Source organism: Alcaligenes sp. MMA, from assembly GCF_020907215.1.
GTDB classification, from domain to species: domain Bacteria; phylum Pseudomonadota; class Gammaproteobacteria; order Burkholderiales; family Burkholderiaceae_B; genus Alcaligenes; species Alcaligenes aquatilis.
Map to the genome: position 1 here is coordinate 1,211,365 of NZ_JAJJPP010000001.1, position 20,242 is coordinate 1,231,606.

Here is a 20,242-nt window from a genome sequence, read left to right on the forward strand (position 1 = left end):
CAGGCAAAACTGTACGCAAACGTACCAGGGCTCAGTCCTGGTCATCCTCGGGTGCCACGGGCGCCCCTTCGACTACACTTTTGAGCTTCTGACTGGCATGGAAAGTCACCACTCGGCGGGCCGAGATAGGGATCACTTCGCCAGTCTTGGGGTTACGGCCAGGACGCGGGGGTTTGTCCCGCACCTGGAAATTACCAAAACCGGACAGCTTGACCTCCACACCGTCGGCCAAAGAGTCGCGAATCTCGGCAAAGAAAGTATCCACAATATCTTTGGCTTCACGTTTATTCAAGCCAACGCGCTCAAACAAGAGTTCGGCCAAATCCGCCTTGGTCAAAGTACGCTCTACGTTCATTGTGTCTCCTTATGCCCTTGCCCGAGCGCCATGCACGGATACCAGTGCCGTCAACAATACCTCCAGGCATTGCTCGACACGTTCATCATCCAGCGTGCTTGCGCTGTCTTGCAACCAGAAGCGAATCGCCAGACTCTTTTCCGATGCATCGTTCTTGTCGCGCCAGACGTCAAACAATTGAATGTCCTTGACGATGGCGGCGGCCGCTGCCGTGCTGCGCACCTGGTTCAACGTATCCAGCACAGCTTGATAGGATACGTCTTTATCCAGCCAAACCGCCAGATCTCGTTGCACCACGGGCTGCTTGGATACTTCCTTGGCATGCACCACTTCGTCGTGAGAGATGGCATCGACATCCACCTCAAAGACCACGGGAGCCTGGCTCAGGCCAAATTCATTTAACCATTGGGGATGGATTTCACCAATCCAGCCTATGGTTTTACCATCCAGCTTCACACTGGCGCTACGGCCTGGATGCAAGGCGGGGTGAGCTTCAGGCTCGAAACGGACTTGAGCGGCGCGTTGACCCAGCAAGGTTTCCAGATCGCGCTTAACGTCAAAGAAGTCAACCGGACGATCAGGCTGGCCCCACTGCTCGGTCACGACAGGGCCCCAGGCAGCGGCCGCAATGCGATTGGGCTGATGGATACCGGCCACGGTCAAAGGACCATTTTCCTGGGAAGCATCGCGCATGAAAACGCGGCCGAACTCGAACACACGTACACGCGACTGACGACGGTTGGCATTGCGTTCGATATTGGCCAGCAGCCCAGGAATCAGGCTGGTACGCATCACCGCCAATTGGCTGGCAATGGGGTTCAGCAAACGGATAGGATCAGCCTGCCCGTTAATGTCTTTTTCCCAGGACTCTTGCACAAAAGAGAAGTTGATGACTTCCTGGTAGTCCTGAGCAGCCAGCACAGCGCGCAAGGCGTGCGGGCCACGCAAGGACTCAGCCGGCACACGCATTTGCGCGGCAGCAACTGGAGGCAGATCAGGAATATTTTCAAAACCGTAAATACGGGCGACTTCCTCGATCAGGTCCTCTTCGATCGTCAAGTCGAAACGGAAGCTGGGAGGGTTGACCGTAAAGACACCGTCAGCCACCGAGAACTCCAGGCCCAGCAAGGTGAAGATGCTCTCAACCTGCTTTTGTTCCAGAGGAATACCCAGAACACGGCGGCAGCGATCCAGACGCATGGCAACGGGCTTGCGCTCGGGCAAGGCTACAACCTGATCATCCATAGGACCGGCCTGGCCACCACAGATTTCCAGGATCAGCGCTGTGGTGCGCTCCAGATGCTGAGTAATGGAGTCGAAGTCCACACCACGCTCGAAGCGGTGGCTGGCATCGGAAGAAAACTTGTAGCGACGAGCACGGCCCATGATGGCTTCTGGCCACCAGAAAGCGCCTTCCAGATACACGTCAGTGGTATCCAGCGTGACAGCACTTTGCTCGCCCCCCATGATACCGGCCATGCTTTGCGGGACATCGTTAACCGCGATCACGCCAACATCGGTATCCAGCTCGACGTTCAAACCGCTCAACAGCTCCAACTGTTCACCTTTACGTGCCCAACGCACTTCCAGACCGGCTTGTACATGCTGCAAATCGAACACGTGCGTAGGACGGCCCAGTTCCAGCATGACGTAATTGGAGATGTCCACCAACGCGGAGATCGAACGCTGGCCACTACGCTCCAGACGGGTTTTCATCCAGTCCGGGGTTTGGGCGCGCGCATTGACGCCACGAATCACACGGCCGGCAAAACGGCCACACAGATCGGCGTCTTTCACGGTAACGGAAACGCGATCTTCAATCGTGACAGGAACAGGTGTGAAGTCGGGCAGTGCCAGTGGTTCGCCCGTCAGAGCGGCCACTTCACGCGCCACGCCCAGCACGGACAGACAGTCTGCACGGTTAGGCGTCAATTTCAATTCGATAATCTGGTCGTCCAGATCCAGCAGTTCGCGCAGGCTCTGGCCCACGGGTGCGTCTGCATCCAGTACCAGCAAACCATCGTGATCTTGCGACAGACCCAGCTCGCGACCCGAGCACAACATGCCGGCGGATTCCACGCCACGCATTTTGACCGGGCCAATTTTCATGCCACCGGGCAGTTCCGCACCCACACGGGCCACTGGAATCTTGATGCCTTGAGCCGCATTGGGCGCACCGCACACAATCTGCAGCAGCTTGCCCGAGCCGTCATCGACCTGGCAGACGCGCAGGCGGTCAGCGTCAGGATGAGGGGCAATCTCGGCAATAAAGCCGACGACAACATTCTCGAACGCTGGCGCGGCGGCTTGAATTTCTTCAACCTCCAAGCCAGCCATCGTCAGTTGATGACCCAGTTCTTCAGTTCCCAGTTTGGGATTCACAAAGCGGCGCAGCCACGATTCGGAAAATAACATGATGCAAAGATGGAGACGTAAAACGGCGTATACCGGAACCGACCGGGCCTAAGAGGCCCAGCGGCGCGAAGTAGGAATCAACGATTGAACTGCTTCAGAAAGCGCAGATCGCCTTCAAAGAACTGGCGCAAATCGTTAACACCATAGCGCAACATAGTCAGGCGCTCCAGTCCGGAACCAAAGGCGAAACCGATGTAACGCTCTGGGTCCAAACCGAAATTGCGCACCACTTGCGGGTGAACCTGCCCGGAACCGGAGATTTCCAGCCAACGGCCCTTGTTGGGGCCGGAGGAGAACATCATGTCAATCTCGGCAGATGGCTCGGTAAAGGGGAAGAAAGAAGGTCGAAAACGCACGACCAGATCATCGCTTTCAAAGAAAGCACGCAGAAAATTCGTGTAAACGCCTTTCAGGTCGGCAAAGGAAATATCCTCGGCAATCCACAGCCCTTCCACCTGATGGAACATGGGCGAGTGGGTGGCATCACTATCGACTCGATAGGTGCGGCCGGGAGCAATCACTTTAATTGGCGCCTGATTCATGCGGGCATAGCGCACTTGCATGGGGCTGGTGTGTGTACGCAGCAAATAAGGCAAACCTTGCTCGTCGTTCATATCGATATAGAACGTGTCCTGCATCGAGCGGGCCGGGTGATTCTCTGGATTGTTCAGAGCGGTAAAGTTTGTCCAGTCATTCTCGATCTCGGGGCCGTCAGCCACATCAAAACCGATAGAGCGGAAAATGGCTTCGACACGCTGCCAGGTCTGGATCACCGGATGGATACCACCGGTACCACGGCCCCGGCCAGGCAAAGTCACATCAATTTGTTCTTGAGCCAGTCGCTGGTTCAATTGTTCTGCCGCCAAGGCAGCACGACGATCGTTCAGCAAACCTTCAATTTCGCGCTTGAGCACGTTGATGCTGGCACCTGCTGCTTTTTTCTGCTCCGGCTCCATCTGGGCAAGGCCTTTCATCAAGGCAGTGATGGCACCTTGTTTGCCCAAAAACCGAGCTTTGGCGTTTTCCAGCGAGGCGGCGTCCTGAGACTGCTCAAATAAGGCCCGAGCCTGGGCAATCAGATCGTCGTGAGAGGAAGTCATGGCGTGTTACTTTCCAAAAACAAACGGAGCCCCAAAGGCCCCGTTTGTGAACTATACAGTCAGATACCGCTTAAGCAGCCAGAGCGTTCTTAGCCTGTGCAACAACAGCAGCAAAACCTGCCTTGTCTTTAACAGCCAAGTCAGCCAGAACCTTACGGTCCAAAGCGATAGAGGCTTTGTTCAGGCCGGCGATAAACTGGCTGTAGCTCATGTCCAGTTCGCGGCAAGCTGCATTGATACGAGTAATCCACAGCGAGCGGAATACGCGTTTCTTGTTACGGCGGTCACGGTAGGCGTACTGACCTGCCTTCATGACAGCCTGTTTGGCTATACGGAATACATTACCGCGACGGCCGCGAAAACCTTTGGCCTGGGCAATTACTTTTTTGTGGCGTGCGCGTGCGTTAACACCGCGTTTTACTCGTGACATGTGTGATTCCCCCTAATTAAGCGAAAGGCATCATTGCTTTTACGGAAGCGACGTCGGCTTTATGAACCTCGACGGCACCGCGCAACTGACGTTTGTTCTTGGTCGTCTTCTTGGTCAGAATGTGACGCTTGAACGCTTGGCCCCGCTTGATGGAACCGCTACCACGAACCACAAAGCGCTTGGAAGCGCTTTTTTTGGTTTTCATTTTAGGCATGAAATTACTCGACTAATTTGTGTCTGCGGGTGGTCGCCTAGGAAGCTGGCTGACACTTGTATGACCCACAACAGGCACTTATTTTTTTCTTTGCCCGCTGCCAGAAACAGATCCAAACAGGGGAAAAGCCCTTGATTATAGAGTGATTCTTGGGAAATTGTCCAGATATCAGGGGGATTTTTTATAGTAGAGCCCTTGCTATCTGACCATCAAGGAAAGCAAGGAGCAGTGTATCTTCTTAGGGCGCGGTACCACACAGCATCCGGGCGATCGTGTGGGAAGACCTCGTTCATAGACTGTGCCTGTCACTTATTTTCGGAACACCCATCACCCCAAACCATCTTTAAACACGAAAAAATAGCGCACAGGCAACAAATCAATTAAATACAAAACATCATCAGATAGAGATTAAAAGCAGGGTATTCAGCGTATGAAAAAGGCAGAAAAAAACTCAAATAAGACCATCGAGTAGATTCCAAAACACAATCACACCGACTCCTGATTACTCATATATTCGATCATTTTTTTTTGGAAAAACCCATAAAATAAATTTAATTAATAAAAAAAACAAAAATATAAAATAAAAACAAAACAAATAGAAATAGGAATACACACAAGAAGTAAAGTTTTTCTATAAAAGCGATTTTTCAGATAAAAAATAAAAAAAGACTTTTGCCGCAGCAGCAAGCCCTGCTGTCTTGCATACGGAGTGGCACCATAAACCCACTTACTGATCACAAAGAAGTAGTGACATGGATTGACGCGCTGAACACTCCCAAGCCCCCGTACCCGCGCAGCCCTGCCTAGAACAACAAGCGACGACAATGCAGATGGTGCCGTCGTCGCTCTAGGCTGCGATGCTTACTTTGTCAGCGGTCTGATTTACCTCCAAACCAAGCTGGAAATCAGCAACGCTCTATTTGAAAAGATACTCACCCTCAAAGAGGGTATCGATGGTGCCCACGTATTTTATTTAAAATCTCACACCCTTGAATCGAATTAAGAAAAAGCCCGAAAAAACGCCAGCGATAAACCAGGTGAGGAAAACACTCATACTAATATCTTGCTGGTAGCGAAAAATTCCGCGACAGCCTCTTCCTTGTCCTCTGGCGCAGCGCACGGCTTTATCCATAACTTGCAAATCTAAAACCCTAGGCGCTTTGGACCTGAGCCTGAGCGAAGTGCAAAGACCATATGCCTTAAACGTTACCTCCTCTTTCAAGCGGCTGATCCGCCCTTGTGGGCCTGTGTGAGTTACGGCAAATCAGGACGAAATTGCAAAGCCTCTGCAATATGGTGACGGACAATTTGATCCATCCCTGCCAAATCTGCAATCGTTCGCGCCACACGCAGCACTCTCCCCTGCACTCTTTCCGACCAATGCCAACGTTTACGTGCGCTAAGCAATAAGTGCACCGCATCCTCAGACAAAACCGCATACTCTCTGAGATTGGCAACCGATAAATGGGCGTTACTGCTTCCCTGGCGAGCAAGTTGCCTATCCAGGGCTTCTTGCACCCGCTTTCGTACGTGACTGGATGACTGTGCGGCCTGATCACGTTCCGGATCAGACTCACTCATCGTCACCAACAGGTCAATTCTGTCCAGCATGGGTCCAGACAAACGTTGCCTGTAGAGTTCTCGCTGAGCCAAAGAGCAGCGACAAGCCCGATGTTGACTCGCCGCCCATCCACAAGGACACGGGTTCATAGCAGCCACAAATTGAAATTGAGCCGGAAAGACAGCCTGCTTCTGCGCACGAGAGATACGCACACAACCTTGCTCCAAGGGCTCGCGCAAGGCCTCCAGAGAACGTCGACTGAACTCAGGCAGCTCATCAAGAAACAGCACGCCGTGATGAGCCAAGGACACCTCTCCTGGCCTGGGCCGGCTACCACCGCCAATCAAGGCGGGAGTGGAAACGCTGTGATGGGGGGCGCGAAATGGGGGACGCCTGCTAAAAAAATCCTGTTCTTGCACAAAGGAATACAAGGCGGCCACTTCCAGTTGTGCGTATCGATCCAAATCCGGCAATAGGCCGGGCAATCGTTGGGCCAACATCGTCTTACCCACTCCCGGTGAGCCGTTTAGCAGAAGGCTATGCCCACCCGCCGCGGCCACCTCCAACGCACGACAAGCCAAAGACTGTCCCAGCACGTCCGATAAACAAAACTGTTGATCCGTATTCTGTTCCGGCCAAGGCTGAGCTACCGTCTGTTCCAGCTCGGTATCGCCACGTAGATAGGCCGCAGCCTCAGCCAAACTGGCCACACCACGCACCTGTAAATCCGGCACATATGCAGCAATTCCAGCACTTTGCGCGGGCAGCAACAGACAAAGTCCCGAATGCCGACGCGCCATGCCCAAAGCTATCGTCAAGGCGCTTTGAACAGGGACCACAGCGCCGGTTAACGACAGCTCCCCAGCCATCACATAACGATCCAAACCGGTAATTGCCTGCTCGCGCTCTTTATCATCCGGACGACTAAGCTGGCCGCTGGCTAATAAAATCGCCAAAGCCACGGGCAAATCAAAGCGTCCCGAATCTTTGGGCAGATCCGCAGGAGCCAGATTGATCGTCAACCGGGCGGCGGGAAAGTCAAAACCACTGGCGTGCAAGGCCGCTCGTATGCGCTCGCGACTTTCGCGAATACCGGCATCGGGCAAACCCACAATATGGAAAGCGGGCAAACCCGGCGCCACATGCGCCTCAACGCGTACATCGATGAAATCCAGGCCCGACAAGGCACAACTATTCAGCACGGCCAAGGACATATGCCCTTCTCCCTTTCCAAGGCAAATAGTCAGTCTGCCTGCCAGGAAAGAGAAGCTCCAGATACCTGCCTTAAAACATCACTGCGTACTTGTACGGCATGCCGCTCTTACTGAACCTGCACCCCCATGGAGCTGACTAACTGCACAGCCTGTTCGACGGACAAGCAGGCGCCTTGGAAAGCGTTACTCAAGTCGTACCACGTAATGCTACCCAACTCTACGCTACGCAAGTCCGCCCCTTTAAAGTTTGCACCTCGCAAGCTGGCGCCCCTCAAGCTGCCGCCTTCAAATACCGCATCCTGAAAATCGCAGCCGCCCAAGTCGGCATCGGAGAAATCCAGTTGCACCAGATTTTGTTTACGGAAGTTAATCGCACGCAAGGTGGCACCGACCAGCTTGCATTCACGCAGACTCAAATCCAGACCACGGGTTTCGTTGAAGATGGCCCCGCTTAGTTTGGAGTCCTCGATCTGCAAGGAAGCAATCTGGGCACGCACCCACTTGCTCAAGTGCAGATCACACACCCGAAAGCGTGCCGAGCTTAAATCAGCCAGACTGAAATCCACTTGCCCCAGCTTGCAGCGTTGCCAGACTGTGTCTTGCAGATGCGCCCGTGTAAAACGGGTATCCAGAAAACTGCAAGCGGAAAACTGCAAGCCCTCCAGTTCCAGACCCGATAGATCCTCGCCATCAAAGGTGCAGTTTTCAAAGCTTAAAGACTCATGGGAGGCGGCCGAAAGATCAATCAATTCATCTCTTGTAATCTGGACATTACTGACTAGCATGCAGCTGCTTTCCCTTCAAAAAAACAGAGCCAGCATTGCTGAGCTGGCTCCTTCATTATCTGTTTCTAATGATCCGACTGTGATCAGAGCAAAACTTAACGGCCATTGGGCAGAACCAATCGTGACAAGCGCCAGGCAATGATCAAGCCCAAAACGGCAAAACTAACCGTCGCCACCCAAGCCCACTGCCATCCGCCCAACGCATGCACAACCGAAGCCACAACAGGCGGCCCTACAAACTGCCCCAGTGAAGAACATTGCTGCACCCAGCCCACGGAGGTTGAGGTGGTCTCTGGCGACGGCGCTGCCGTAACCGACAGAAAAAACAAGGTAGCAGGAATTAAACCGCCCACAATCGAAAACAGCAGAATGGCGACAAATTGAACCACCAAACTGTGTGTCAGTCCGAAGGCAAGAACTGCACACGCAATCATGCCCAGATAGCCGGCTTGCAGCAGTCGATGAGGCGGGATACCTGCATGCAGACAACGCCCTGCTCCCAGATTACCCACGACATTCCCGGCCGCAATCAAGGCCGTCAGCAAACCAGCCGTGCCAACCGCTATCTCTGCCTGATTATAAATAGTGGGCATAAAACCCACGACCGCCGCCCATTGTGCCGCGTAAACGCCAAAGGCCAAGGCCAGCAACCAAACCCGGCCCGAGCTTAAGGTCGTGCGCAACAGGCTCGACCAGTGATAAGCGGATACATCCTGCGTCGCACGCTTGGTTTGAGTTTGAGAATCCGGCGGCACCAGAAGAAAGGTCAAAACCATGAAGATGGCCGTCAATACGCCCAGAACTACCCAAAGCGTACGCCAGGAGCCTACTGCCAACCAGGCAGCGCCAGCCCACAGCATCAAGACTGCTCCGGCAGGCATATAACAGCCCCACAACCCCATGACCCGGCTCAAACGTGCGGCATCGGTAATACGTTTGATCAAGGCAGGAATGGGCAGCACTACCATCAAGAAGCCACAACCCTCTATCATGCGGCCCAATAAAACCAGCGAACTATGCTCAAACAGAGAACCAATCAGCGAAGCCAGGCTCAAAATGCCCAGCCCCGTCAGAATGCAGCGGCGCAAGCCGATTTTCTCGGAAATCAGTCCTATACCTAGTCCCAGCAACATGCCGGCCATTTGCACGCTCGCCAGCAAAAAACCCGACTGCACCAGGTCCATGCCCAATTCCCGCTGCATAAAAGGCAAAGCCGGGGGTACTTTCCACACATGCAGTGCGGCGCACACCCCGGTCAACACAAGAAAAACAGCAATAAGCAAGGGGCTGGCCGAATGTTTGCCCCTACCCCCAGGCCTGGTAACAGTATTCAAATGAAGTTATCAGCCTTGGCTGCCCTCTTGAGCAGGAGCATCACCTTCCTGAGGAACAGGAGTTTGGCGCCCTTCCAAGGCTTGCAAACGTGTTTCCAAAGCAGCCACACGAGCCAGCGCACGCTCCAGCATCAACTGGTAAGTATCGAACTCTTCACGGGTGACCAAGTCCATACGGTTGAAGGCCTGTCCCATAAAGGCTTTTACATTGCGCTCAATATCGGCAGCCGGACTTTTGGCGATCAGCTCCGAAACATTTTTTTGTAGATCTTCCAGCCACTCGCTACGATTAATCATGGTCCTCTCCTGAAAATATTGACACTATCAGCAGTATAGAAAAAGCGGGTGCCAAAGGCACCCGCTTTTTTCATCTGGCCAGACAAGCTGCCCAATTATTCAAGCCTTAAGGTTTGGCTTGTTCTGAAGGAACGGAAGATGGTGAAGAGTCAACACCATTACCCAGTTTGTCCTGAATGGCTTTATCAGCTTTGGCTGCGCCTTCTTTAATCGCATCACCAGTACGGCTGGCAGCTTCAGCCATAGCGTCCTTGGCTTCGTCTGCTTTTTCAGCGATTTTATCGCCGGCAGCCTTGGCATCTTCCTTCAAGGAGTTAGCATTTTCCTTGGCGTTTTCTTTCTGTTCCTCTGCTTCTTTTTTGACGTCTTCAGCAACTTTAGCGGCGTCCTGCTTCAACTCTTCCGTTTTTTGCTCCATGGATTTGTCAGCTTCGGGAGCAGGTGCAGTGGCAGGCGCCGTCGATTGTGGCGCAGCGACAGGAGCCGGTGGCGCGCTCGAAGCGGCTTTATCGTCCTCTTTGGAACACGCAGCCAAAAGAGTCATCGAAGCAGCAGCGGCCATGACAGCAAAATGAGCACGAGTCAGTTTCATAAGATTTCCTTTCTACTATTCCAAGGTCGCTAGATAGAATGGGCCGATGCCTGGTGCGACTTCCGGCTCGGCCTTGGGTTTGTTACAACTCCCCTAAGAGCCATTCTATCGGTGCCAGGCATACAGACCAATCTATTAGTGTAAATCCTGATTTCAAATATTCTGACGATATCGCTCAAGGTTTGTGACAAACCCTTTAACAACAAGTACCTAGCCTGAAACCCGGATACGAGACCCTGTTACAAACAGAATCCCTCATCGGGTTACAGCCGGGGTTTGTTACATATTTGCCAAATTAAATTGATCTATTTTCAACCACTTAGGCGGCTAATGTCGCTAAATCGATGCGCTCGGCCCGGTTCAAGGCACTGGCAACCTTGACGCGCAAGGCATTGGAATGCGAAAGACGCACTTCCTTTTTCACATCCAGCAATTGCTGCGGATGCATGGAGAATTCTTTTAGGCCCAGCCCCAGCAACATGCGAGTGACCGAGGCATCCCCTGCCATTTCCCCGCAAATCGCCACAGGTTTACCTGCTCGGTCAGCCGCATTGATGGTATGCGCAATCAATCGCAAGACAGCGGGATGCATGGGGTCGTACAGGCTGGCCACTTCTGCATCTCCCCGGTCTACCGCCAGAACGTATTGAATCAGGTCATTCGTTCCGATGGACAGAAAATCCAGTTCCTGCACAAAGGGCTCAATAGCAATAGCGATGGCTGGCACCTCTACCATGGCGCCCAATAAATAATTTCGAGCAAAAGGCGTGCCGGATTTCTCCAGCTCCCGCGCCGCCGACTCGATAGCCTGGCGGCTTGCATGGACCTCGTTCATGGAGGAAATCATGGGGATAAGAATACGGATTTGCCCGTACTGACTGGCTCGCAGCAAGGCACGCAGCTGCGTGGCAAACATTTCAGGCTTGTCCAGACAATAGCGAATTGCGCGTAAGCCCAGCGCGGGGTTGGTTGCTACCGTTGCGTCACCATCCAAAGTCTTGTCAGCACCAATATCCAGTGTGCGAATAGTGACGACCTTGCCTTTCATTGCCTTGACAACACGAGAATACGCCTCGTATTGCTCTTGCTCGGAAGGCAGATCCGCGCGCCCCATAAACAAAAACTCGCTGCGAAACAGGCCAATACCATCGGCGCCCGCCTTCAAGGCAAGCTCGGCTTCTTCAGGAAGCTCAATATTGGCCTCCAGACGAACATGGATGCCATCCAAGGTCATCGCAGGCGCATCCAGCAATGCCTCCAGCTCGGCCCGTTCACGACGATAGGCCTGCTGACGTTCCCGGTATTCAGCCAGCACCGGTTCAGACGGATTCACTATCACCGCGCCGGAGAAACCATCCACAATCAAATAATCGCCATCGCGAATCAGACTGCGGAAACTTCCCAGGCCCACTACGGCAGGAACACTCAAACTGCGGGCCACAATCGCTGTATGCGAGGTTGGCCCACCCAAGTCGGTCAAAAAGCCAGCAAAATGACCACCACGCAAGCGGAGCATATCCGCTGGGGAAATATCTCGAGCGACCACAATCAGCGGTTCTTCCTGAGCCGCAGAAAAACCCGGCAACAAGGCTGGCTTGCCTGCCAGAACTCGTAATACCCGCTCGATAACCTGGCGCACATCAGCACCACGTTCGCGCAGGTATTCGTCTTCCATTTGGGAGAACTGCTCAACCAACATCTGACCTTGCGAAGTCAAGGCCCACTCTGCGTTGTAGTGCCGCTCGGCGATGATGGCGCAGGTTTGCTGCGTCAACATGGGATCGTCCAGCAGCAGGCTGTGCACAGTCAATATGGGAGCCAGCTCGCGCGGGGCATCCACAGGCAACTGATCAACCATGGTGCGAAGCTCATCGCGAGTACTGGCCATGGCGCTTAACAGGCGCTGGCTTTCAGAATCAACGTCTTCGGCTGCAATCCGATAATGAGGAACTTCCAGTGCTGCTGCGCTCATCACCACGGCTTTGGCAATGGCGTACCCCTTACCGACTGCTTGACCTTGAGCGGTAAACATCGAAGGCAAATCAGGTGCCGGGGTACGAGCTGCTGCACTATTCATGAATGGATTGCTTCCCTATTCGTTTTCACCAAACTTGGCATCAAACAACGCTTGAATATCATTGAGGGCCTGGTCGGCATCCTCGCCCTGAGCGTCGATAACCACGGTGACCCCCATTCCGGCGGCCAGCATCATGACACCCATAATACTTTTTGCATTCACGCGTTGAGATCCGCGCGCGATAAAAATCTCACTACGATACCGGCCAGCCAACTGAGTAAGCTTGGCTGCTGCCCGAGCATGAAGACCTAATTTATTACTAATCGTGATGGATACGCTAGGCATAAGGGCAACTGAAAAATGAAAATGAACATTCAAATTAGCAATGGCAGTCTGCGTGAACAATGCCACGCAATGCGCCTGCCATGACATCCTGGGCGAACTGCTCAGGATTGTCACGTCGCTCGGTCAAGGCTTTCAACACCATACACATATTGGTGCCAGTCAATAAATAAGCGCCCTGTCCTTGATCTTGCAAAGCTTGCTGAACCCGCCGGGCCACATTAAAGGGTGTGGCACCGTACAGATCACACAGGATCAGCGTGGCCAATGCGTCCGGCGCTTGTGTGTGCAACCGCTCCAGCAAGCGATCTACCGCTGTATCGGTGCATTCGTCGGCCTGTATGTCAAAGACAAACAGATCGGGCTTTTCACCCAAGACGTGCTCGGCACAACTGGCAAACGCACTGGCCAAAGGCTCATGCATGATCAAGGCAAGGCGAATCACGCGCGTCCCGTCGCTTGTTCGACGGCCTGGGCAAAACGCTGCGCAACGTCAAAGCCTGTCTGGTCCGTGATTTCAACAAAACAGGTTGGGCTGGTCACGTTGATCTCCGTGACGTAGTCACCAATCACATCCAGACCGATCAGCAGCAAACCACGAGCGGCCAGAACAGGGCCCAGGGTACGAGCAATGTGCCAGTCGTGTTCGGACAAAGCTTGGGCAACCCCTCGACCACCTGCAGCCAGGTTGCCGCGCGTCTCACCTGCCAAGGGGATACGTGCCAAGGCATAAGGCACCGGTTCACCATCGATAATCAGGATGCGTTTGTCACCCTTGGCGATTTCCGGGATATAGCGCTGCGCCATAATGGTTTGCGTACCATTCGCCGTCAGCGTTTCCAGGATGGCGCCCAAATTGGGCTCTGGATCTTGCAGACGGAAAATACCCATGCCGCCCATACCATCCAGTGGTTTGACGATCACATCCTTATGCTCCTGGTGAAAGGCACGCAGGCGGGCCATGTCACGGGTGACCAAAGTGGGTGGGGTAAATTCTGGAAATTCGGTAATCGCGAGTTTTTCAGGGTGATTACGAATGGCTGCGCCCGAATTGAAGACCTTGGCCCCCTGCTCCTGCGCAAAGCTGAGCAAATGCGTGGAATAGGAATATTCCATATCGAAAGGCGGGTCTTTACGCATGATGACCGCATCAAAGGCATTCAACTCCTGCTCGGTCGCAGGTTCGGGGTGTGTCCACCACGAAGTCGCACGCAAATCGGCATCGGCAGCAATGCTTACAGCCTGACTACGTGTACGAACCCGGCTTTGGGAAATATACAAATCAGACTGCAATGTGACGCTGACGCGATGACCACGCGCCAAAAATGCACGCATCATGGCAACGGAGGAATCCTTGTAAGCCGACAGGCTGGGCAAAGGATCAATGATGAATAAAACGTGCATATCACACCTAGAGAAAAACGCCTTTGCAGCCGAGCTGCAAAGGCGATTGCGCTCGACTCACCACTTGGGAGTGAGTCGAGCGACGCATAATGCTCCTGGGCGGATCCAGGCAGCATCGTGCAAAAGTATCAGGACGCTTTCTTGCGAGGCGCCAAGACCATGACCATTTGACGGCCTTCCAACTTGGGCATTGCTTCAACCTGACAGATTTCGCTGACTTCGTCGCGAACCCGCTCCAGCACACGCATCCCCAATTCCTGGTGCGCCATCTCACGACCACGGAAACGCAAAGTCACCTTGACTTTATCGCCATCATCGATGAAACGCTTCACATTGCGCAGCTTGACCTGGTAGTCTCCTTCGTCCGTGCCGGGACGGAACTTGACTTCCTTGATCTGAATGACTTTCTGCTTGGCCTTGGCTTCTTGTTGGCGCTTCTGTTCCTGATAACGGAATTTGCCGTAATCCATCAGACGACAAACCGGTGGTGCAGCCGTAGGGGCAATTTCCACCAAGTCCACATCATGTTGTTCTGCCATTGCCAAGGCGTCAGGCACCTTGACGATACCTAGCTGCTCACCCTCGACTCCAATGAGTCGCACCTCTGGAATACGAATTTCACCATTGATGCGATGTTTTTTCTCGGTTGCGATGTCGAAAACTCCTAAAAATGTCGATAAAAACGATAGCGTTTCTGTTTTACTGACGGCTATCGATCTCTTGCTTCAATCGTGCTGAAAAATCGGCTATTGGCATGACGCCCAAGTCCACGCCACCACGTGCGCGTACGGCCACTGCGCCATTTTCACGCTCTTTTTCACCCACGACAAGAATATAGGGCACTTTTTGCATACTGTGCTCACGAATTTTACGAGTGATTTTTTCACCACGCAAATCAGAGGAGGCACGGAACCCCATTTTCTTCAGGTTTTGCGCTACGGACTGGGCGTAATCAGCTGAACCTTCAGAAATGCAGCATACCACCACATGCTCTGGAGCCAACCAGGCCGGCAAGGCACCAGCATGGTTTTCAATCAGCATGCCGATAAAACGTTCGAAAGAACCCAAAATAGCACGGTGCAACATCACTGGCACGCGACGCTGATCCTGGGCATCCACATACTCGGCGCCCAAACGCGCTGGCATGGAGAAGTCCACCTGGATAGTGCCGCACTGCCAGTGACGGCCAATGGCATCTTTCAGTGTGTATTCAATCTTCGGACCATAGAAAGCGCCCTCGCCTTCAGAGATCTCGAACTCGCAACCAGTACGGCGCAAGCTTTCGATCAGGGCTTGTTCAGCCTTGTCCCAGACCGCATCGTCACCGATGCGCTTTTCAGGACGAGTGGCCACTTTATACAAAATCTCGGTAAAACCGAAGTCCGCATACACGGCTTGCAACTGAGCCGTAAAGGCCGCGCACTCGTCTTGCAGCTGATCTTCGGTACAGAAAATGTGACCGTCATCTTGTGTAAAACCGCGCACACGCATCATGCCGTGCAAGGCACCCGAAGGTTCGTTGCGATGGCATTGACCGAACTCGCCGTAACGGATCGGCAGTTCACGGTAGGAATGCAAACCGGAGTTGAAGATTTGCACATGACCGGGGCAGTTCATGGGTTTTAAGCCATACACACGATTTTCCGACTCGGTCGTGAACATGTTTTCAGCATAGTTGTCCCAGTGGCCCGTTTTCTTCCACAGCGACAAATCCAGAATTTGCGGCGCCTTCACTTCCTGATAGCCATTGTCCTGATAGACGCGGCGAATATATTGCTCAACCTGTTGCCAGATCACCCACCCCTTGGGGTGCCAGAAAATCAGACCGGGAGCTTCTTCCTGGAAGTGGAACAGATCCAGCTCGCGGCCCAGTTTACGATGGTCGCGGCGCTCGGCCTCTTCAAGCATGGTCAGGTAAGCTTGCTGATCTTCCTTGGTCGCCCAGGCAGTGCCGTAAATGCGTTGCAGCATTTCGTTATTGCTGTCGCCACGCCAGTAAGCGCCGGCCACTTTCATGAGCTTGAACACTTTCAGCTTGCCAGTAGATGGCACATGAGGGCCACGGCACAAGTCGATAAAGTCGCCCTCGCGGTACAGGCTGATGGGCTCGTTGGACGGGATAGAGGCAATAATCTCTGCCTTGTAGTCCTCGCCAATACTCTTGAAAAACTCAACAGCATCATCACGCAGCCATTCTTCGCGAGTGACCACTTCGTCTTTCTTGGCCAATTCTGCCATTTTCTTCTCAATGGCTTCCAGATCCTCGGGCGTAAAGGCGCGCTTGTAGGAAAAGTCGTAGTAAAAGCCGTTGTCAATCACCGGGCCAATCGTGACCTGGGCATCCGGAAACAGACTCTTGACGGCATAAGCCAGCAAGTGGGCGGTGGAATGACGAATCAAATCCAGACCATCCGCATCTTTGGCAGTGATGATGGCCAAATGGCTGTCCTGGTCGATCACATACGAGGTGTCCACCAGACGCGACTCGGTACCTGGCGTGCCGACACGGCCTGCCAGGGCGGCACGGCCCAGGCCAGTACCAATCGAGTTCGCCACTTCGCTGACGGAAACCGGGCCCTGAAACTCTCGCTGGGAGCCATCGGGCAGTGTGATTCGGACCATAACACTTCCTGAAATAAAAAACGCGGCCTTGAAAAAGCCGCGCTTTTGAATTGAACGTTCTTGGAAAGCAAACGAAACGCTACGCGGCCACGGCTAGACTTGCCGACGGGTAGTTCGCGTTGAGTTCATAAGATTCTACTTCCCAAATAACACATTTGATTGGCTAAGTTTATCACCTTCGCCCACGATCGCGGTGCGGTAACACCACAAAAAAACCACATTTGGCAAAGAATTCAGTCCATGCGGGGATACCAGCTACGGTAAAAGGCCCATTCCTCAGACTCCGAGCCATCTTTCATCAAACAGGTTCCATAAGCGCCACGCTCACTTTCGTGAACAATGGTTTGTCCGCCCATGCTCTGACAAAAAAGCGAGGCCAAGTTCGCCTGGGTCGCTGGCGCAGTGCTCGTTTGGCTGGAGCTGGCGCATGCCGATAACATCAAAGAGCCTGCACAAGCAGAAACTAAGCGGAAAAACATGATTTCCTTCTCCTTGACCTGATGTTTGCTAAGGCCTGGTTTGTCATTTGACACGATGATTGACCAAGCAGCGTCTGCTGTTAACGCAAGCTAGAAAAAGCTTTCAGGCGCTGGACGCGAAACAGATCGTGGAAATAGCTTACTACACTTGTTAGATAGGAAAAGTGAGCAATGGCAGGCGTGCAGCAAAAGCAACACGTTAAGTAAAAGAAGAAGTTGAAATCACGCGTAAGGAGCCGGGTTTTATGACAAAGTAAGACAATGCCCGGCGCAATTTATGAGCGATGCAGACAGAAAGACAGCAAAATAAAGCCCAGGATCCCGCAACCAGCCAGCATTAATACCACTGGTACATAATCGATCAGATTCGAGGCAGTAATCATGGCGCACATCCTGAAATTTCAACTAAAACAAGCCTGAAACCATGGTAACTGCCCCTCCTCAGAACATGAAGTCAACGATTGTCAAGATCCCGCACAGCACAGACACAAAGACCAGGCTCGAGCCACACGAGCGTATTTCTGCAGCAAACAAGCTCGCAACATGGAACAACAGCCTCTGCACAGACACTTCGCGTCTGCGCCCTATCCACTGAAGACGGTAAAAATTGCGTAAACCACGGGGACTGCCAAGGGCGTAACCATTAATAAAGCCGTATCACGTTTCCATGTCTTGGGACGGGTATGACAGAGTGTGATGCCCAGTAAAACCATCACCAGTAGATATAAACCGACAATAATGACAGTGACAGCCATCTCCCCTTCCTTTGCGATTGTTTTTACTGTGTTCTTTTATTCAATACTCACCAAGCCAGAACGTCATCTGCGCTTTGCCCGAACATAGGCGGAAACGTATTGGCCGCCCACTGTCCCAACCTTGCTGCCGCTGCCTGGTTGGCCAAATCCAGGGCCTCTAGCGGTTCCAGGCCCCGTTTCCAGGCCAAGGCAAAGTTGGACAGAAACGCATCTCCGGCCCCAACTGTTGAACGCACCATGACTTTACTGGCAGGCTGCACATAATGTTCTCCATTAAAAGCCAATACCGCCCCCTGCACACCCAAGGTAATCAGCACAGCTTGTTGGGGATGATGTTGCAAACGCGCGGCCAGCTCGCACGCTTGATGAATGGATAACTCCAGTTCAATATCGGTATCCTTAACACCTGCCAACATTTGGGCCTCTACTGCATTTAAACCGAGCACATCGGCCCGCGCGCAAACTTGCTGAAATCCAAGTCCTTGATGCTGCAAACAAGCCACACTGGGATTGACCACTAAACAAGCTGACGTCTCGCTTCTTTCAGCTAAGGCCTGCGCCAAACTTTCCATAGGCTGCAAGGCAACAGGGGCCACGTAGATCAAGTCTGCTTGCAGATCTTGAGCCTGAACACGCAAGCAGGCATTGGCACCTCGTCGGGCCAGCACCGAAGCACTTCCGGAAGGCCCTACCAGAACAATGGCTTTACCTGTAGGTTGATCAGGGCAGCGCTGCATACTGCTGACATCAATACCTAGTTGCTCAATATGGGTTCGCAAACAGCCGCCTAGGCCATCTCGACCCAGCGCCCCCAAGAGTCGAACCGACTCGCCTTGCTCCATAAAACTGGCTGTCGCATTTAGTGCACCGCCGCCTGGATACAAGTCGATCGAACCCACTTCCTGCTTGTCACCACGCGCCAGCTCGGCTGGCATGCCAGAGACCACAATATCAACGGTAATACTGCCAATCACGACAAGCTGCACCCTGAACCTCGGCAATGAAAAAAAGAGAGCGGAAATCTGTTTGGAACAGTATACCCACGGGCTAGAACGGGTAGTCCCTGGTAGAACATCAACGCTGGGCAGTCGGCCAGAGCCCAGCAACCGTGCGACCTGGTTCCAGCAGCACAAAAACGTCAAAGAAGTGAACTAACAATTCATGCTGCAGATATCACAAAAATCTGGCTCAAGATAAAAAGGCATGCTAAATTACTGTTCATCCATACAGCAAAAAGAAGCATCATGTCCTATACCATTACTTTGCACGACGCTCCTTCCGATATCACCGAACGCGGCCGCCGCGAGGCTGAGGAGCGTTTTCGCCGCAGCTTAGAAAAAGTCATGCAAGGCCCGGAGGCTGTGGTCCAGGCCTATCGAGCCTGGCAATTGGCCGAAGAAACGGCAGAGACGGAGTTATCCGGCGAGGACATTGCCCTGGCCAAGAAATGGATTGCCGCTGCCACGCGCGCCATGAGTGACGGCTTTCGCGATCTGGGCGAGTCTGAAGCGTACTTTGAAGTCCGCATCGAACGCTGACAAAAAAGCCAGCTTTTCGCTGGCTTTTACTCTCTGGCTTCAGGACTTTGCTGAAGGGTGGTCACGACGCATCAGCTCCCACTCCTCAATCACCGTACCATCCGGCAAGGTGCACATGCCCACTTGCCCCGTTGGTGTATTGACGATCTCCAATCGCCCACCCTTCTCCACGCAATAAGCCGAAGCCGGGTTGGCCATACCCACGGGTGGCTGTGTCGAGGCTTGATTCGCGCAAGCAGACAAAACGCCAACCAGTCCCAAGATTCCCCATTTCTTCATCGTGCTCTCCGGATAAGTTCTGTCCTGCAGTGTACTGTGTACAGGCTAGTTCTCAGGCTGATCTTGTAATGCAGTCAAAGGATTGGCAATGGTTTCCCAATGCTGACAGCAAACCGAGCGGTGCTCGCCTTCAGGGATGAGCTTGCAGTTCATGCCAACCTTGGCTTTACCATGCACAAAAGGAAAGGCGAAATCGTAACGCGCCGGTATCCAGACTTTCAGGGATTGATCGTGAAAACCCATCTTCCCCTTGGCGACGAAACGGGCCAGACCTTCTTCAAAATAATCAGGGCCATTGTCGTAAATGAAGGGCCGTAACACTGCTGCGCCCTTTTCATTCACATAAACCCAGCCTTGCTCATCTTGCGTCAGGCTCAGCCCTTGTGCGGCGGGACTGAATACAGGCAGTAGAGCCAGTATGAAAGCGGACAGGGCTGAAATAACCCGACACCCGAATCCAGCTTGCGGCCCTGTCATTGCTGGTGCAGCACCAGCATTCACGTATGGGC

General features: G+C 53.2%; 21 protein-coding genes. 1 reads left to right on the forward strand and 20 read right to left on the reverse strand.

The features are described from left to right. Positions 1-31: 31 nt before the first annotated feature. The 18 genes from LNA76_RS05425 to LNA76_RS05510 all read right to left on the reverse strand — a co-directional run bounded on the left by LNA76_RS05425 (position 32) and on the right by LNA76_RS05510 (position 18,890). Positions 32-355 carry an integration host factor subunit alpha gene (locus tag LNA76_RS05425; protein ID WP_009454385.1) on the reverse strand — a complete coding sequence of 108 codons (324 nt, stop codon included), beginning with the start codon at positions 353-355 and terminating at the stop codon, positions 32-34. A gap of 9 nt (positions 356-364) precedes the next feature. Further along, positions 365-2,770, reverse strand: coding sequence for a phenylalanine--tRNA ligase subunit beta (gene pheT / locus LNA76_RS05430; protein WP_108727424.1), 2,406 nt, complete (start codon positions 2,768-2,770; stop codon positions 365-367). 77 nt (positions 2,771-2,847) lie between these two features. Beyond that, positions 2,848-3,870 (reverse strand): phenylalanine--tRNA ligase subunit alpha, encoded by a 1,023-nt coding sequence (pheS, locus tag LNA76_RS05435; protein ID WP_094196585.1) that lies wholly within the window; start codon positions 3,868-3,870, stop codon positions 2,848-2,850. Between the two features lie 70 nt (positions 3,871-3,940). Beyond that, positions 3,941-4,300 (reverse strand): 50S ribosomal protein L20, encoded by a 360-nt coding sequence (gene rplT / locus LNA76_RS05440; protein ID WP_009454390.1) that lies wholly within the window; start codon positions 4,298-4,300, stop codon positions 3,941-3,943. A gap of 16 nt (positions 4,301-4,316) precedes the next feature. After that, positions 4,317-4,514 carry a 50S ribosomal protein L35 gene (rpmI, locus tag LNA76_RS05445; protein ID WP_003800367.1) on the reverse strand — a complete coding sequence of 66 codons (198 nt, stop codon included), beginning with the start codon at positions 4,512-4,514 and terminating at the stop codon, positions 4,317-4,319. Between the two features lie 1,254 nt (positions 4,515-5,768). Next, complete coding sequence (locus LNA76_RS05450; protein ID WP_230018279.1) at positions 5,769-7,289, reverse strand: YifB family Mg chelatase-like AAA ATPase; 1,521 nt, start codon at positions 7,287-7,289, stop codon at positions 5,769-5,771. A 107-nt stretch (positions 7,290-7,396) separates the two neighbouring features. Then, positions 7,397-8,038: a pentapeptide repeat-containing protein gene (locus LNA76_RS05455; protein WP_230018281.1), complete on the reverse strand. Its 642-nt coding sequence runs from the start codon at positions 8,036-8,038 to the stop codon at positions 7,397-7,399. Positions 8,039-8,169: 131 nt separating this feature from the next. Further along, entirely contained in the window at positions 8,170-9,336 is a 1,167-nt protein-coding gene (locus tag LNA76_RS05460) for an MFS transporter (protein ID WP_268253679.1), read from the reverse strand. 81 nt (positions 9,337-9,417) lie between these two features. Continuing rightward, entirely contained in the window at positions 9,418-9,705 is a 288-nt protein-coding gene (locus LNA76_RS05465) for an accessory factor UbiK family protein (RefSeq protein WP_094196581.1), read from the reverse strand. A gap of 106 nt (positions 9,706-9,811) precedes the next feature. Continuing rightward, entirely contained in the window at positions 9,812-10,297 is a 486-nt protein-coding gene (locus tag LNA76_RS05470; protein ID WP_108727421.1) for a hypothetical protein, read from the reverse strand. A 319-nt stretch (positions 10,298-10,616) separates the two neighbouring features. After that, positions 10,617-12,329: a phosphoenolpyruvate--protein phosphotransferase gene (gene ptsP, locus LNA76_RS05475; RefSeq protein ID WP_199827919.1), complete on the reverse strand. Its 1,713-nt coding sequence runs from the start codon at positions 12,327-12,329 to the stop codon at positions 10,617-10,619. A gap of 60 nt (positions 12,330-12,389) precedes the next feature. Further along, the gene (locus tag LNA76_RS05480) at positions 12,390-12,659 is read right to left on the reverse strand and encodes an HPr family phosphocarrier protein (protein WP_094196578.1); all 270 of its coding nucleotides are present in this window, start codon (positions 12,657-12,659) and stop codon (positions 12,390-12,392) included. A gap of 34 nt (positions 12,660-12,693) precedes the next feature. Next, positions 12,694-13,101: a PTS sugar transporter subunit IIA gene (locus tag LNA76_RS05485; protein ID WP_094196577.1), complete on the reverse strand. Its 408-nt coding sequence runs from the start codon at positions 13,099-13,101 to the stop codon at positions 12,694-12,696. Further along, on the reverse strand, positions 13,098-14,060 hold the full coding sequence (gene gshB / locus LNA76_RS05490) for a glutathione synthase (RefSeq protein ID WP_230018286.1): 963 nt from the start codon (positions 14,058-14,060) through the stop codon (positions 13,098-13,100). The genes LNA76_RS05485 and gshB overlap by 4 nt, the downstream gene beginning before the upstream one ends. Before the next feature lie 128 nt (positions 14,061-14,188). Beyond that, positions 14,189-14,713, reverse strand: a complete 525-nt coding sequence (infC, locus tag LNA76_RS05495; RefSeq protein WP_094196575.1) for a translation initiation factor IF-3 — start codon at positions 14,711-14,713, stop codon at positions 14,189-14,191. A 46-nt stretch (positions 14,714-14,759) separates the two neighbouring features. Then, the gene (gene thrS, locus LNA76_RS05500) at positions 14,760-16,682 is read right to left on the reverse strand and encodes a threonine--tRNA ligase (RefSeq protein ID WP_094196574.1); all 1,923 of its coding nucleotides are present in this window, start codon (positions 16,680-16,682) and stop codon (positions 14,760-14,762) included. A 233-nt stretch (positions 16,683-16,915) separates the two neighbouring features. Next, positions 16,916-17,161, reverse strand: coding sequence for a putative hemolysin (locus LNA76_RS17960; RefSeq protein WP_094196573.1), 246 nt, complete (start codon positions 17,159-17,161; stop codon positions 16,916-16,918). 802 nt (positions 17,162-17,963) lie between these two features. Continuing rightward, the gene (locus tag LNA76_RS05510; protein ID WP_230018288.1) at positions 17,964-18,890 is read right to left on the reverse strand and encodes a carbohydrate kinase family protein; all 927 of its coding nucleotides are present in this window, start codon (positions 18,888-18,890) and stop codon (positions 17,964-17,966) included. Between the two features lie 270 nt (positions 18,891-19,160). On the opposite strand from LNA76_RS05510, the gene LNA76_RS05515 reads away from it, so the two are divergent. Next, positions 19,161-19,454, forward strand: coding sequence for a hypothetical protein (locus LNA76_RS05515; RefSeq protein ID WP_003800394.1), 294 nt, complete (start codon positions 19,161-19,163; stop codon positions 19,452-19,454). A 39-nt stretch (positions 19,455-19,493) separates the two neighbouring features. On the opposite strand, the gene LNA76_RS05520 is transcribed toward LNA76_RS05515, so the two are convergent. Next, positions 19,494-19,733 (reverse strand): putative hemolysin, encoded by a 240-nt coding sequence (locus tag LNA76_RS05520; protein ID WP_094196571.1) that lies wholly within the window; start codon positions 19,731-19,733, stop codon positions 19,494-19,496. 45 nt (positions 19,734-19,778) lie between these two features. Then, the gene (locus tag LNA76_RS05525; RefSeq protein WP_230018290.1) at positions 19,779-20,210 is read right to left on the reverse strand and encodes a WG repeat-containing protein; all 432 of its coding nucleotides are present in this window, start codon (positions 20,208-20,210) and stop codon (positions 19,779-19,781) included. Between the last annotated feature and the right edge of the window lie 32 nt (positions 20,211-20,242).